This is a genomic window from Streptomyces sp. NPDC093064, assembly GCF_044754605.1.
Taxonomy (GTDB): Bacteria; Actinomycetota; Actinomycetes; order Streptomycetales; family Streptomycetaceae; genus Streptomyces.
The window spans coordinates 41,943-56,496 of sequence record NZ_JBIVPK010000021.1; the positions used below are offsets into that span (position 1 = coordinate 41,943).

Below are 14,554 nucleotides of genomic sequence, written 5' to 3' on the forward strand. Positions count from 1 at the left end.
AATGCCCGCATTCTCGCTCGAACCGGAACAGGCGGCCTGGTGCGCCGAATTGCGCGCCCTGGCCGCCGACCGGCTGCGCCCGCTCGCGGAGAAGGGCGAGCCGGGCCACGTCAACCGCGCGCTCCTCGCCGAACTGGGCCGACTCAGCCTGCTGGAGCGCCTGTTCACCTCCGGCGCCCTCGACCTGTGCCTCATGCGGGAGTCCCTGGCCCACGCCTGCACCGAGGCCGAGACCGCACTCGCCCTCCAGGGCCTCGGCGCCCACCCCGTCCACGCCCACGGCACCCCCGCCCAGCGCACCCACTGGCTGCCGCGGGTGACGGACGGAAGCGCGGTCGCGGCCTTCGCCCTGAGCGAGTCGGGCGCGGGCTCGGACGCGGCGGCACTGGCGTTGGCGGCCCGCCCGGACGGCCCCTCCCACTGGCGGCTCACCGGCGAGAAGTGCTGGATCTCCAACGCCCCCGAGGCCGACTTCTACACCGTCTTCGCGCGGACGACACCGGACGCCGGCTCCCGTGGCGTGACCGCGTTCCTGGTGCCCGCCGACCGCCCCGGCCTCACCGGCACCGCGCTGGAGATGCTCTCGCCGCACCCCATCGGCGCGCTCGACTTCGACGGTGTCCCCGTCACGGCCGAGGACGTGATCGGCGAGACCGACCGCGGCTTCCGGGTGGCCATGGGCACCCTCAACCTGTTCCGCCCCAGCGTCGGCGCCTTCGCCGTGGGCATGGCGCAGGCGGCGCTGGACGCCACCCTCACCCACACCGCCCGCCGGGACGCCTTCGGCGGCAAGCTGAGGGACCTCCAGACGGTCGCCCACCAGGTGGCCGAGATGGCCCTGCGCACGGAGGCGGCCCGCCTGATGGTGTACGCGGCGGCGACGGCGTACGACGAGGGAGCCCCCGGCGTCCCCGGACGCGCCGCCATGGCGAAGCTGCTCGCCACCGAGACCGCGCAGTACGTCGTCGACACCGCCGTCCAACTCCACGGCGCCCGCGCCCTGCGCCGCGGCCACCTGCTCGAACACCTCTACCGCGAGGTGCGGGCCCCGCGGGTCTACGAGGGGGCGAGCGAGGTGCAGCGGGGGATCATCGCGAAGGACCTGTATGCGGGGTTGCGCGAGTCTGGGGAGGCCCTGTGACCGGCCTTGCGACCGTCGAGCCGCGCCCGTGGGGAGGAGGCCTTGTGACTGTCGTCGAGCCGTGTCCGCCGGGGGAGGCCTTGTGACCGTCGTCGAGCCGCTTATGCCCGAGGAGGTCTTGTGACCGTCATGGAGCCGCGTACGCCCGTGGAGGCAGTGTGACCGCCGACCGTGTCAACCCGCCCGCACTGTCCCCGCCCACCGGCTTCTCGCACGCGGTGGTCGCCACCGGCTCACGACTGGTGTTCCTGGCGGGTCAAACGGCACTCGACGCCGACGGAAAGGTGGTCGGCGAGACCCTGCCCGAGCAGTTCGAGCGGGCGCTGACCAACCTGCTGACCGCGCTGGCGGCGGCCGGCGGCACCGCGTCGGACCTGGCCCGGGTCACCGTGTACACCACGGATGTTGCCGCCTACCGCGTCCACGCCGCCGAACTCGGCCGCGTGTGGCGCCGGTTGGCCGGCCGTGACTATCCCGCGATGGCGGTGGTCGGGATCGTGCGGCTGTGGGACGAGCGTGCCCTGGTCGAGCTCGACGGCTTCGCGGTGCTGGGCGACGGCTGATCAGGTGGTGTCGGCCAAGTGGTCGACGGGCACGCGCCGCCGAAGGGTGAGGGTCACGTTCACCGCCGAGGGCGCCGGGTACGAGTGGATGCTCCTGTTCCAGCCACCCGGGAGGTTCTTCCATGCCCCTGCGTCCCGTACTCGGCGCCCTGGGCGCGGCGGCGGCCGCCGTGCTCGTGCTGAGCGCGCCCGCCACCGCCGCTCCGGGCGACAACGTGACCATCGACCGGACGGCCCGCCTGTCGGTGGACGGCACCGTCACCGTCTCCGGCACCTACCGCTGTCTCGACGCCAACGGCCTGGCCTTCGTCGGAGCCGCCATCAGCCAGGAACCGTCGGCCACCCGCTACGGCGTCGGCGGCACCCGCGCCGTGTGCGACGGCGCCTACCACCGCTGGCAGGACTCCGGCACCGTGACGCCGAACCGGCTCATGCCCGGCCCGGCCCGCGTCGAGGCCGCCCTCGTGGAACTGCGCCCGCACAGCGGACTGCCGCTTCCGCACATCCACGCCACGCGCCGGCAGGACGTGACACTCATCGCGGACTGAGCCCCCGCACGGCTGCCCGGCACCCCTGGGATGCCGGGCAGCCCTGCGTGCGGCGACGGCCGGAGGTCAGCGGTCGGCCCGCTGGTCGATACCGGCGTCGTCGGGAGGACCCGGCGCGTCGAGGACGGAGGTCTCCACCTCGCCGACGCCCCACCCGTACGCCAGCTTGTGCACCTCCAGCACGAAGAAGGATTCCGTGGCGACGATCCCGTCGATCAGATGGAGGCGTCGCGTCATCAGGTCGGTGAAGTGCGCGGTGTCCCGGCAGATCACCTCGGCCATGATGTCGAATCCGCCCGCCGTCATGATGACGTACGCGGTCTCGGGAAGTTCCCGCAGCGCCCGGCAGACCGAGGGGGCGGTACCGGGCCGTACCCGGATGCCGATCATCGCGAGCCGGTCGAACCCGATGGTCAGCGGGTTGGCGATGCCGACGACTTGCAGGATCCCGGCGTCCTTGAGTCGCTGCACTCGGTAGCGCACGGAGGAGGCCGGGATGCCCACGTCCGAGGCGATCAGGCTGTAGGCGCGACGTCCGTCCGTCTGCAGGATGGCGATGATGCGCCGGTCGATGTCGTCGAGCGGGCTCGGGGAGGACATACGGCTGCTCCTGAGGTCGCGACCAAGATGTGGACCGGACCGGTGGCAGCCCCCTCGGCGCGGGGACGGCCACCGTGTCCGGCCGGTCCAGGGTGTGGAGCCGCGGAGCGGGCCGGTCACCAGCCCGGATCAGAGGCTCATGACGCCCGTACGGAGGTCGGACATGTCGAGCAGCGTGTGCTTGCCGCCGATCCGGCCCCAGCCGGTACCTCGGTTGCCCGCACCGCCGAACGGCATGTTGACGTCCCAGAAGCAGGTGCTGTCGTTGACGACGACCTGACCGACGGCCAACTCCTCGACGAACCGGTACGCCGAGGACATGCTCTGCGTGAACACCGCACCCTGGAGGCCGAGTTCGTCGTCGTTGGCGATCCTGAGCAGTTCGTCGTCGCTGCCGCCGGTGATGATCGGTACGACCGGGCCGAAGGACTCCTCACGGGACAGCAGGCTGTCCTCGGGTACCCCGTCCACCACGGTGAACTCGTAGTAGAGATCGGTGGGTTGGCCGGAGCGGCGCTGCCCGCCGAGCAGGATCCGCGCACCACGCTCCCGGGCGTCGGCCATGTGCCGGTCCATCTTGGCCGCGACCCCCTCGTTGTTGAGCGGGCCGAGGTTCGTCGCCGCGTCGAACGGGTCGCCGAGCACGACGTCCTCGGCGGCGCGGAGCACGGCCTCGACGAAGCCGTCGTGCGCGTCGGCGTGCACGACCACCCGCTCCGTGGCACAGCACACCTGTCCGGAGCACAGGTACGCGCCGTACACCGCGGCGCGGGCCGCCGCGTCCAGATCGGCGTCGGCGAGCACCACCAGCGGGCCGTTGCCCGAACACTCCATGAGGGAGCGCTTGAGCCCGGCGGCGGCAGCGACCTTCGCACCGGTCGCCGAGGAGCCGATGAAACCGATGGCGTCGACACCGGGATGGCGCACGAGCATGTCCCCGGCCGCGCCCTCGCCGGGCAGGACGTTCACCAGGCCCGCCGGGACTCCCGCCTCGACCATCGCCTCCATGGCCTTCAGCACGGTCAGCGGGGTGTTCGCCGGCGGTTTGACGACATGCGCGTTGCCGGTGGCCAGGCCGGGAGCGACGAACTCGGCGAGCATCAGCAGCGGGAAGTTCCAGGGCGTGATGATGCCCCAGGTGCCGACCGGCCGGTAGAAGGTCCACATCCGCTTGGTGCTGTCCGTGGACGGCATCGTCTCACCGTGCAGCCGCACCGCGTCCTCGGCGTGCAGATGGAACAACTGCGCCGCCTCCTCGACGTCGGCGACCGACTCGGCGAGCGGCTTGCCCTGCTCCAGCGTCTGCAGACGGGCCAGTTCATCCACCCGGGCGGACAGCGCGTCGCCGACACGGTGACAGATCTCCGCCCGCTTCCAGACGTTGACCCTCGCCCAGGCCTGCTGCGCCTCGTTCGCGGCCTTCACCGCGGCGTCCAGGTCCGTGGCGGAGGGGAGCGGGACGGTACCGATGCGCGCGCCGGTGACCGGGCTGACGACGTCGTAGGTCTCGGTACCAGTGCTGTCGGCGTAGTCGCCGTTGACGAAGAACGGGTGCACGGCAGACATGAAGAACCCTTCTGGTCGTAACGGGGGGAGCGCAGAGGGGGAGTGGTGCCCACACCATCGGGTGGGCAGTGAAAGGCTGTCAATAGGCCGGAACCCGCAATTAAAAGGCCAGTTGATTGCTGAATCAGCAGGCTCAAGCCATTGACACTGCGAAATCGGTGGCCCTACGGTGCGGGGCTCATAGGCCAGGACCCTGCCCCGGGTACGCCTCCCCGCTCTCCCCTCGGCTCTCTGCTCCCGGCTCTCTGCTCCTGGCTTCCGGCTCTCTGCTCCCGGCTCTCCCTGCTCCGCTCCTCCCCGGCTCTGTCACCGCTCTCCATCCGAAGGAGACACCCATGTCCGAGCAACCCGCCCTTGCCAAGAAGATGCGCTGGTACGACGGCTTCGCCATGTCGCTGACCATGCCGGCCGCGCTCATCGCGTCCCTGGGGGCCTCCATCGGAGGGCTCGGCGCATGGGGCGCGATCGCCCTGTGGACGGTGTCCATGGTGCTGGCCACCGCCACCAACTGGATCTACACCGAGATGGCCGCGATGTTTCCCGACTCCTCGGGCGGTATCGCGCACTACGCCACCGAGGGCTGGCGCAGCCGCGCCCCCGTCGTCGGAGCCCTGGCCGGCATCGGCTACTGGCTTCCCTGGACGACCGCCCTGTCGGTGTACGCGGGGATCATCGGCTCCCTGGTGCAGGCGCAGTGGTTCCCCGATCAGACCTGGACGCTCGACCTGGGCGTGGCGGAGCTGAGCCTGCCGATCGTGGTGGGACTCGTCGTCATGGGACTCCTGTACGCGGCCGCGATGTACGGCCTGCACGCGGCGATGTGGGTGGTCTACGTGACCGGCGGGATCCTGCTGATCCCGCTCGCGGTCTTCATCGTGGGGCCGTTCCTCTCCGGTGACTGGAGCACGGCCGGCCTGCACTGGAACCTGCACGGCACGAGCGGGCTCCGCGAGGCCCTGGTGTGGTTGTACATCATGGCCTGGACCTCCTTCGGCGTGGAGGTGTGCGCGACCTTCGCCCCTGAGTACAAGGAGACCGTGCGGGACACATCCCGGGCGCTTCGCGCGGGAGTTCTGTTCTGCCTCGGCGTCTTCATCGTGCTGCCGCTGGCGCTCTCCGGCTACGTCGGTGAGAAGAAGATCGGCGAGGAACCCACCGCCTTCTACGTCGGAGCCTTCCACGACCTGGTCGGCGGCGCCGCCGACCTGATGATCGTGTTCCTCATCGCCTCACTGCTGCTCATCATGATCACCGGGCTGGCCGACGGCTCGCGGGTGCTCTACGACATGGGCCGACAGGGTGTGACCATCCGCCAGGTAGGGGTGCTCAACCGGCGCGGCGTGCCCGCTCGCGCGCTCACCGTCGCCCTGGTGATCAACGTGGTCGTGCTGGTGGTGCTCAAGACGCCGCTGGCGATCATCGTCACCGGCAACCTGGGCTACATCCTGACCCACATCCTGGCGATCTCCGGTTTCGCGCTGCTGCGCCGGGACCGCCCCGACCTGGCACGCCCGATCCGGCTCCCCGACGTCTTCGTGCCGCTGGCCTGGTTCCTCACCGTACTGCTGGCCGTCATCCTGGTCGTCGGCGCCACCGGCTTCTCCATCACCGGCTACGGCGGCTTCAGGGAACTGGCCATCGCTCTGGGCGTACTGGCCGCGGCGGTCGTGCTGTGGGAGTACCGCCGCCGCGTCCAGGACCGCGACGCCCCGGAACCCCCCGACGCATCCGCCGCCCACGTCGACGGCGTCCCGTCCCACGACGAGGCGAAGGAAACGCCCCGCCGCTGAATCTCTCGCTGCCGTGACCGTCCGGCCGCCGAGTGGCTCGCTCCCCTGACTTCCCGCCGCATCCCGTTCCCAGCCGTGCCGCACGCACGGCGTCACGCACGTCCCAACCCCCCACGCGTCCCCAGACCGGCGGTTCGTGCGCCCCAGCCGCCGGGCACCACTCCCCATCACAGGCAAGGACTTCGGCATGGCAGGTTTCCAGGGTCGTACCCGTCTCAGCGCGCACATGCGCGCGATGTTCTCGGCACACCAGGAAGCGGCACGCACCGGCGTGCCGGTGGAAGAGATCCAGGGCAGGCGGACCGCAGCCGCTGCCGAGGGCGCGAGCCGCAGGCAGTTCCTGCGCGGCGCCGCGGGCGGCCTGGCGGTCGCCGCGGCCGGCGGGCTCGGCGTCCGCTCGCTGCTCCAGGCCCCCGCGGCCAACGCCGCCACCGCACCCAGAGTGGTCGTTGTCGGAGCCGGCCTGGCCGGCCTGCGGGCCGCCCACGACCTGTACCGCAGGAAGGGCATCGCCGCCACGGTCTACGAGGGCAACACCCGTGCCGGCGGCCGGTGCTGGAGCCTGCGCGGCTTCTTCGACGCGGGCCACGTCGTCGAGCACGGCGGCGCCTTCATCAACACCGACCACACCGCCGCCCGTAACCTGGCGGCCTCGCTCGGCCTCACCCTGCGCAACGTCAACGGCGGCAACACGCCACCGAACGGGGACAAGTACTGGATCGACGGGGCGCTCTACAGCACCAGGGAGGCCAACACCGACTGGAAGGCGGTGCAGCCGAAGTTCGCCGCCGAACTGGCCGCCGCGCCCTACCCGCAGACCTACGACAACTACACCGCCCGCGGCCGGCAACTGGACCTGATGACGGTCGACGAGTGGCTGGCCGCCAACGTCCCGGGCGGCCTCAGCAGCCGGTTCGCCAAACTCATGCAGTCCAATGTGCTCTCCGAGTACGGCCTCGACCCCAGCATGCAGCCCGCGCTCAACCTGATCTACCTGCTGGGCTGGAACACACCGGGCTCCCTCGCCCCGCTCGCCGGCGACGACGAGAAGTACTCGATCGTCGGCGGCAACGACCAACTCGTCTCGGGGATGATCAGCCAACTGCCTGCCGGCACGGTGCAGTACGGCAAGAAGCTCACCGCGCTCCGCTCCAACGCCGACGGGACGGTCACCTGTACCTTCATCGACGGCCTTGCCGTCACCGACGTGGTCGCGGACAAGGTGGTCCTGGCGCTGCCCTTCACGACACTGCGCGACTGCGACCTCACCAAGTCCGGGTTCTCCGCGCTGAAGACGAAGGCGATCCAGCAACTGGACCTGGGCGCCAACGCCAAGCTCCACGTGCAGTTCACCAGCCGGCCGTGGGTGGCGCAGAAGTACGGCGGCGTCGCCTACACCAACCCCGACACCCTCCAGACGGTCTGGGACGACACCGTGGGCCAGGCGCTGCCCCAGGGCATCCTGTGCCAGTTCCCGGCCGGTTCCGCCGTGACCACCGGCTGGACGGGAGCCACCTTCGACACTGCCCCGGCGGCGCAGGTCAGCACCTTCCTGTCCCAGATGGAACCGATCTTCCCCGGTGTCACGGCCGCGTACAACGGCAAGGCGTACCGCGACGTCTGGTACCTCAACCCCTGGTCCAAGGGTGCCTACAGCTGCCCCCGCGTCGGCCAGCACACGACCCTGTGGGGAGCCCAGCCCGGATCCGAGGGCAACGTGCACTTCGCCGGCGAGCACACGTCCCTGGACAACTACGGCTTCCTCGACGGCGCGATCGCCTCCGGCGAGCGCGTGTCGAAGGAGATCGCCCCCTGACACCGGCATGGACCACGGTGTGGCCCGGAAGGAGTCTCCGGGGCCACACCGTGGTCCGACCGGAGCTGCGGCCTCCACCACAGCGATCCGGATCCGGAGCTGGTGGGGTGATCGGCACGTCTGACGGAATCACTTGGCTCGCCGAGCCGAACGCCATCGACTGGACCGGCCACAGCGTCGTCATGACCTCGTGGGGCTTCGACGGAGTCACCGGCGACGACCCGGAACTCTGCGCGGCCCTGGAAGCGGACCTCACCAGCAGGTCCGGCGTCCGCACGGATCAGGCGGCCCGGCCGGCCTTGAGCGCGGCCGCGGTCTCGACGACGCGGCGGGCCTGGTGGCGGGCCGTCTGCAGGGCCACTTCACCGGGCGGGCCGTCGCCGGCCACGTGGGAGGTGCCGTACGGATTGCCCGACTGGAACTGGATGGGATCGGTGTAGCCGGGAGGCACGATGATGCCGCCCCAGTGGTAGAACGTGTTGCCCAGCGCCAGGAGGGTGGATTCCTGGCCGCCGTGGGCGGTGTTGGAGGCGGTGAAGGCCGAGTACACCTTGTCCGCGAGCCTGCCCTGGAACCACAGGGGACCGGTGCTGTCGATGAACGCCCTGAGCTGACTGGCCGGGTTGCCGAAGCGGGTGGGGGTACCGAACAGCACCGCGTCGGCCCACTCCAGGTCGTCGTGGCAGGCCTCGGCGACGTCGGCGGTGTCCTGGAGGTGCTGGGCCCACTCCGGCCTGGCACTGATCTGTTCCGGTGACGCCGTTTCGGCGACCTTGCGCAGTCGCACGTGTGCGCCGCCCTTTTCGGCGCCCTCGGCGGCGGCTCGCGCCAGGGTGTGCACGGTACTTGTGGCGCTGTAGTAGATGATCGCGACATTCACGACGTTCACGGGGTCCGACATGGGATTCCTTTCCTCATCCGCCGGCGCGGTGTTCGCTTCACCGGTTACGACGACACGACCCCGCGCGATGTGAGGCGACGGGCCGGCCTCACACTCCGACGGGGTGTCTCGTCGAACCGGGTAGGGGCAGAGCGACCGAGGGAGTGGACGACACCATGACCAACCCAGCCGGGCCCGGACCCAGCCGGCCCGATCCGGGCCTGGACGCGATCACGAGCGAGCGGAACCAGCTGATCAATCTCGCGTACCGGCTCCTCGGCTCGCTGGCCGAGGCGGAGGACGTCGTGCAGGAGACGTACGCCCGCTGGTACGCCATGCCCCCTCAGCGGCGCGAAGCCATCGAATCCCCCGGCGGCTGGCTGACGACGGTCGCGAGTCGCGTCTGCCTCGACCTGCTCGGCTCGGCACGGGCCAGGCGGGAGCGCTATGTGGGCGAATGGCTCCCGGAGCCGCTGCCCGACGGCACGGAGTGGATCAGCGGACGGTGGGAGGCCAACTCGCCTGACCCGGCCGACCGGGTCACTCTGGACGAGTCGGTCGACATGGCCTTCCTCGTCGTACTGGAATCGATGACCCCGGCCGAGCGCGTCGCGTTCATCCTGCACGACGTCTTCCGCTACCCCTTCGCCGAAGTGGCCGAGATCGTCGGCCGTACCCCGGCGGCCTGCCGCCAACTGGCCTCGTCGGCCCGCCGCCGCCTTCGCGCGTCGCGTCCCGTCACGATCCCGGCAGCTCAGCGCACCGACCTCGTCAGAGCCTTCAAGCAGGCATGGGAGGCCAAAGACATCGAGGCCCTCATCGGCCTGCTGGCCCCCGACGCCACCGCGACTGGCGACGGCGGCGGCCTCGTCCGAGCCGAACTCCGCCCGCTGGAAGGCGCCGAACAGATCGCCCACTTCTTCGCCGACCGACCCGGCGCGGCTCCCGACGCGACGGTCCTGGAACGCACGGTCAACGGCCGGCCCGGCCTGGTGGCCCAACTGGACGGCGTCACCGTGTCGGTCCTGGCATTCGACATCGCGAACGACCGGATCCAGCGGATCTGGGCCGTACTCAACCCCGACAAACTCCGCCCTTGGACGGAGCGCTGACACCGGCCTGGACATCCCGTCCGGGCCCTCGCGGTGTCAGATCTTGATCACGGTGGCCCGTCCGCCGCACAGCGCGGTCAGGTCCTCGGGGTCCGAGGTGAGGATCGTGACCGGGCCGGGCGCGGCGAGGGCGGTGGCGCCGAGCATGGCGTCGATGGCGTACCTGTGGCCGTGCAGGCCTGCGTCGGCGAGGAGGGCGGCGGCGTGGCGGGCGATGGGCTCGGTGACCGGTTCGACGACGAGTCGGGACAGCGTCCACTCCAGCGCCGGGCGTCTGATCCGGGAGTGGACCACCTCCACCAGGGTGGCCGCAGAGGTGATCACCCGGAGATCGTCGGCTCGGGCCAGGGCGAGCCAGCCGGTGACCGTACGCTCCCGCAGCACGGCCTTGGCCAGCCCCTCGCTGTCGAGAACCAGGGTGCCGCCGGGAACGGCGGGGGAGCGAGTCACGCTGCGTTCGTCCCGCCCTGCTCGCGACGGGCCTGTTCGAGTTGTTCGCGCAACGCCTGGATCTCCTCGTCGGAGACAGGACCGTGCTCGGCCTCGGCGACCTGGATGAGTTCGTTGAGGTTGTCACGCTCGACCTGCCGGGCCACGGCGGCAGCCACGTAGGCAGACAGACCGGAGGGACCGCTACGGGCCTTGGCGGCCTCGGCGATGTCGCGCGGCATGGTGATCGAGTACTTGCCGGTAGGCTCACTCATGCCACTTATCCTACTCCTGGTATTCCGCACTGACCTGTGCGGGAGTGCCTCTGACACTGCCCGACCACTTCCCGTCCCGGCAACGACGAGCGTCGACAGCTCATGACATACCGCCACGTACCGCGGCGTCCGCTACGGGGTCGTCGGCCCACTGCGCCGTGGAGCGGATGTGCTTCTGGCGCTGATGTCAGCAAGTTGCGAGACCCATATGGGCTAATAGGGTAGAAGTGACCGATGTGACCTATGTTGCAAAGGGGTACGGTCATGAACGCAAGGCTCTGCAAGCGATCTGCCGTTGCTGGTTCGGCCCTCATCCTCGCCCTTGCCCCACTTGGCCTGCAGCCGGTGGCGGCAGCAGCGGCAACGCCGAGCCAGACCCGCGCCAGCTCGGTCGACAGCCAGCGCGAGTACCGACGGGGCTTCCGCGACGGATTCCGGGATGGTTACCGGGATGCTCGCGTTGACTGCCGGATGCACAGGGGGTATCAGGGTTACAGCCACGCCAACAGGGACTTCGCCCGCGGCTACAGCGATGGGTACAGCGCCGGTTTCGTCCGAGCAGAAGACCGATACTGCTGAGCAGGTGAGGCTGAGGCCGGCAGGTTCCTAGCCGCGCTCGACTCGACTCTGTGCATCACCCGCTACTCTCCCAAGCTCCCATCCCCTCCGCCGTCGGCCTATACGCCAGGGGCCGCGTCTGCTCGGCTCTGCCTGGGTCGACGGCAGACGGGAACGGCGCCCCCTCCATCCTGGTGCCGGCCGATCCCCCGCCGGAGGCACTGTTCTGACTTCGGCTCTGCTGATTGCGAGGATCTCGAACATGCGCTGCTGACCTGGCAAGACGCTGACCTGAGAGTTTCCGGGCGACTTGCCGACGGTCCCCGCTGTTCTCCGCCTATGGCCGTCCGATCGGGCACGCAGGAAGGACGTGTGGCCTTCTTCCGGCCTCCCCGGCTGCGAGTGCGGTTCTCCCCATACTCAGCCTGTCGGCGCTCACGCGGTCGGCGGAGCCTCACGAGCCCAGTCGAAAGGCATCGGCGCGCCCTGCGGGATCACCCAAGGGTGGGGATAGCGAGCGTGACAACCGGTGCAGCGCGCGACGAACGGACCGACCTCGGGGTTTGTGAGAACGCTGTAGTGGCTGGAGGGCTGAGCCGGGAGCATGTGCCCGTTCGCCGTCGTCTCCAAGTCGGGCCACTCCGGCGAGCATTGGCACGTGCGCTCTACCGCGAACGGGTCGCCGTCAGGAGCTTTGGCCGTGTTCTTGAAGAGCTTGGCGAAGTTGTCGCGTATCGACACGGCGGCGGCCTCCCCGTCACTGCGCCCGACTCTCGGGCCTCCAGACAGTAACTGAGGTCGGCGTAGTCAATGACCTTGTTAAAGTCAGCGGGCGCCGTCCATCAACTGAGGGACGGCGCCCGCACTGGATGCAGAGGCGGGCCGGGTCTGCTCGGTGGGGCATGACCCACCCTCGGCGCCCGCCATGAGACGGCCCCGAAGGTGCACGGCGGACCGCCGGATCCGCCATGCCTTCGGGAGCTGCGCGAGCGCGGACGTCCCCGTCGGTCCCGCTACCCTTGCGGGCACGCCGCCCTGTCGATCATGGCGGCCGGCTTCGCAAGCGACACCGGTACCCGCTCAACGTACCCAAGTACGTGCGTTCCGGGGCCGGTTGGGAGGGGGTCCCCGTGACAGAGAAACCACCTGTGCCCGCCGAACCGCCTGAGCGGTCCCGGCAGTCGGGGCGAACACCTGGGGGAGAGGCCGCGGACACGGGACGAGCACAGCGGGCGGGAACACCACCGGAGGGCAGGTCGCGCGCGACGACGGACACGCGCCCCGGCGAAGCCGTCAGCGCCGGACGCCCGCCGCACCTTCCGCCCACTCCTCCCAGCCCTCTGTACACGGGCGCCTACCCCTACAAACCCTCGTTCCCCGACCTGCGCCGCGAACCGCCCTCCACCGTGAACACCGCCGTCCTCTGGGCGGCGCTCGCCACCGGCGTGCTCAGCATGGTGCTGCTCAACGACGGTGTGGGCGTCAATCTGTTCCTCGTCGCCCTGCCGGCCGCGTTCACCGCATACTTAGCCGCGCGCCAGGCAGGCCGGGTACAAGCCCGTCCGTGGACACTCGCCTGGGGCATCGGAGGACTTGCTCTCCTGCTGGTTCCGGCGGTCCGCGCCGCCCAGTGGCCTTCCCTCTTCGCCGTGGCCACCGCCATCGGTCTCGCATCGCTCGCCCTCCACGGCTCGCGGACTTGGTCCGGCGTCGTCCTCAGCCCCTTCGGACTGGTCGATTCGCTGCCCAAGGGCGCACTCTGGGGCTGGCGAGGAGTGCGCACCCGTGCCGGCAACGCCTCCGGCAGCGTGGGCTCCGCGCTGCGCGCCCTTGCCGTGACGGCTGTGCTCCTCCTCGTCTTCGGCGCACTGTTCGCCGGGGCCGACGCGGCCTTCGCCGACCTGCTGAGCAGGCTGGTACCGGACACGTCCGTCGGCGACGGCCCCTGGCGCCTGGTGCTGTTCGCCCTCGGGCTTTTCGGTGCCCTCGCGGCGGCACACACCGCCGCCGCCCCTCTGCGGTGGGACACCTTCGAGACAAGCCCGGGCCGTGCGCGCGGCCGGGGTGAGTGGGCGCTTCCACTGCTCGTGCTGTGCGTGCTGTTCGCCGTCTTCAACGCCATCCAACTCGCCGTCCTCTTCGGCGGATACAAGGCCGTCCTGGACAAGACCGGCCAGACCTACTCCGAGTACGCGCGGCAGGGCTTCTGGCAACTTCTGCTCGCAACGCTTCTCACCCTCCTGGTCATCGTCTTCGCGCTGCGCTGGGCACCGCGCGGCGGGTCCGGTGACCGGAACCTGGTGCGGGGAGTTCTCGGCACCCTCTGCGCACTCACCCTGGTCGTGGTCGCTTCGGCGGTACGGCGCATGGACATGTACGTCGAGGCGTACGGGCTGACGCGGCTGCGGATCTCCGTCGTGACCGTGGAGCTGTGGCTCGGCCTGGTCATCCTGCTGATCATGGCCGCCGGAGTCTGGGGCGCACGCTGGCTGCCTCGCGCCGTCGCCGCGTCGGCCGCTGCCGGGGCCCTCGCCTTCGGCCTGGCCTCTCCCGACGGGCTGATCGCCGAGAACAACGTGCGGCGGTACGAGAAGACCCACAAGTTCGACCTGGACTACGTGCGTGGTCTCTCGGCGGACGCGGTCCCGGCCCTGGACAGGCTGAGAGAGCCCATGCGGTCCTGCGTCCTCGGTCCCCTGGCGGAGGGGCTCGGTCCGGCAACGGCGTCCTGGTACGAGATCAGTTGGGGAGAGGTTCGCGCCCGACGGATCCTCGAGGAACGACCGCCGGCGACGACCGACCCGGGAGCCTGCAACAGCAGCGGGGAGAGCCTCGAGTACCACCGCTGACCTGACGCCGCGTTCCGCCGGGGCGGGCAGCCGGCGGGCCGAGACCGCGACGGTGGAGGAGACGCCCCCGCCCAGGGGATGGGGACTCCGCGCGACCCTAGTGGCACAGGTGTGGCACGGCTCAGAACATGACGAAGGGCCAGCTTGGGAGGAAACCCCTCCTGAGCTGGCCCTCCTGTCTGTGCCCCGGCAGGATCCGATCCTGCGACACCCGCTTCAGGAGTTCGATCTACCCCGGCCTGGCGCAGGGTCACCCGAGCGCACGTGAGTCATTCGCGGCCGCCCACTGCTGGGGCTGTCCGTGGTCGTTGAAGTCAGCGTTGGATGTCAGTGGAGCAGTACCGGCACCGGGCAGACCTGTGGGCGCCAAAGGCCCCGAACCGTGATCGGTCCGGGGCCTTTGCGCTGCGCCTGGCTCGAAGCCGGT

At 70.3% G+C, this 14,554-nt stretch carries 12 protein-coding genes; 7 read left to right on the forward strand and 5 right to left on the reverse strand.

Annotation, left to right across the window (positions count from 1 at the left end):
• Window position 1 precedes the first annotated feature (1 nt).
• The 3 genes from ACIQFZ_RS24160 (at window position 2) to ACIQFZ_RS24170 (ending at window position 2,252) form a co-directional block, all read left to right on the forward strand.
• Window positions 2–1,141 carry an acyl-CoA dehydrogenase family protein gene (locus ACIQFZ_RS24160; RefSeq protein ID WP_402692108.1) on the forward strand — a complete coding sequence of 380 codons (1,140 nt, stop codon included), beginning with the start codon at window positions 2–4 and terminating at the stop codon, window positions 1,139–1,141.
• Between the two features lie 158 nt (window positions 1,142–1,299).
• On the forward strand, window positions 1,300–1,704 hold the full coding sequence (locus ACIQFZ_RS24165) for a RidA family protein (RefSeq protein ID WP_141357373.1): 405 nt from the start codon (window positions 1,300–1,302) through the stop codon (window positions 1,702–1,704).
• A 122-nt stretch (window positions 1,705–1,826) separates the two neighbouring features.
• Window positions 1,827–2,252, forward strand: a complete 426-nt coding sequence (locus ACIQFZ_RS24170) for a DUF6299 family protein (protein ID WP_365417687.1) — start codon at window positions 1,827–1,829, stop codon at window positions 2,250–2,252.
• Between the two features lie 66 nt (window positions 2,253–2,318).
• Here ACIQFZ_RS24170 and ACIQFZ_RS24175 read toward each other — a convergent pair whose 3' ends face one another.
• A complete protein-coding gene (locus tag ACIQFZ_RS24175) occupies window positions 2,319–2,852 on the reverse strand; it encodes an Lrp/AsnC family transcriptional regulator (protein ID WP_365774187.1) in 534 nt (177 codons plus the stop codon).
• A 129-nt stretch (window positions 2,853–2,981) separates the two neighbouring features.
• Window positions 2,982–4,418 (reverse strand): aldehyde dehydrogenase family protein, encoded by a 1,437-nt coding sequence (locus ACIQFZ_RS24180; protein ID WP_365431000.1) that lies wholly within the window; start codon window positions 4,416–4,418, stop codon window positions 2,982–2,984.
• A gap of 335 nt (window positions 4,419–4,753) precedes the next feature.
• On the opposite strand from ACIQFZ_RS24180, the gene ACIQFZ_RS24185 reads away from it, so the two are divergent.
• Window positions 4,754–6,208, forward strand: a complete 1,455-nt coding sequence (locus ACIQFZ_RS24185; RefSeq protein ID WP_376651063.1) for an APC family permease — start codon at window positions 4,754–4,756, stop codon at window positions 6,206–6,208.
• A gap of 187 nt (window positions 6,209–6,395) precedes the next feature.
• Window positions 6,396–8,024 carry a flavin monoamine oxidase family protein gene (locus tag ACIQFZ_RS24190; RefSeq protein ID WP_402692109.1) on the forward strand — a complete coding sequence of 543 codons (1,629 nt, stop codon included), beginning with the start codon at window positions 6,396–6,398 and terminating at the stop codon, window positions 8,022–8,024.
• A 280-nt stretch (window positions 8,025–8,304) separates the two neighbouring features.
• On the opposite strand, the gene wrbA is transcribed toward ACIQFZ_RS24190, so the two are convergent.
• On the reverse strand, window positions 8,305–8,925 hold the full coding sequence (gene wrbA / locus ACIQFZ_RS24195) for an NAD(P)H:quinone oxidoreductase (RefSeq protein WP_383057709.1): 621 nt from the start codon (window positions 8,923–8,925) through the stop codon (window positions 8,305–8,307).
• 155 nt (window positions 8,926–9,080) lie between these two features.
• Here wrbA and sigJ point away from each other — a divergent pair, with 155 nt between their 5' ends.
• Window positions 9,081–10,016, forward strand: a complete 936-nt coding sequence (gene sigJ / locus ACIQFZ_RS24200) for an RNA polymerase sigma factor SigJ (RefSeq protein ID WP_383057710.1) — start codon at window positions 9,081–9,083, stop codon at window positions 10,014–10,016.
• A 36-nt stretch (window positions 10,017–10,052) separates the two neighbouring features.
• Here sigJ and ACIQFZ_RS24205 read toward each other — a convergent pair whose 3' ends face one another.
• Both ACIQFZ_RS24205 and ACIQFZ_RS24210 read right to left on the reverse strand, forming a co-directional pair.
• The gene (locus ACIQFZ_RS24205; RefSeq protein ID WP_365431012.1) at window positions 10,053–10,466 is read right to left on the reverse strand and encodes a PIN domain-containing protein; all 414 of its coding nucleotides are present in this window, start codon (window positions 10,464–10,466) and stop codon (window positions 10,053–10,055) included.
• A complete protein-coding gene (locus ACIQFZ_RS24210) occupies window positions 10,463–10,720 on the reverse strand; it encodes a CopG family transcriptional regulator (protein ID WP_365431014.1) in 258 nt (85 codons plus the stop codon). The genes ACIQFZ_RS24205 and ACIQFZ_RS24210 overlap by 4 nt, the downstream gene beginning before the upstream one ends.
• A 1,964-nt stretch (window positions 10,721–12,684) precedes the next feature.
• Here ACIQFZ_RS24210 and ACIQFZ_RS24215 point away from each other — a divergent pair.
• Window positions 12,685–14,127: a DUF4153 domain-containing protein gene (locus ACIQFZ_RS24215; RefSeq protein ID WP_402692110.1), complete on the forward strand. Its 1,443-nt coding sequence runs from the start codon at window positions 12,685–12,687 to the stop codon at window positions 14,125–14,127.
• Window positions 14,128–14,554: the final 427 nt, after the last annotated feature.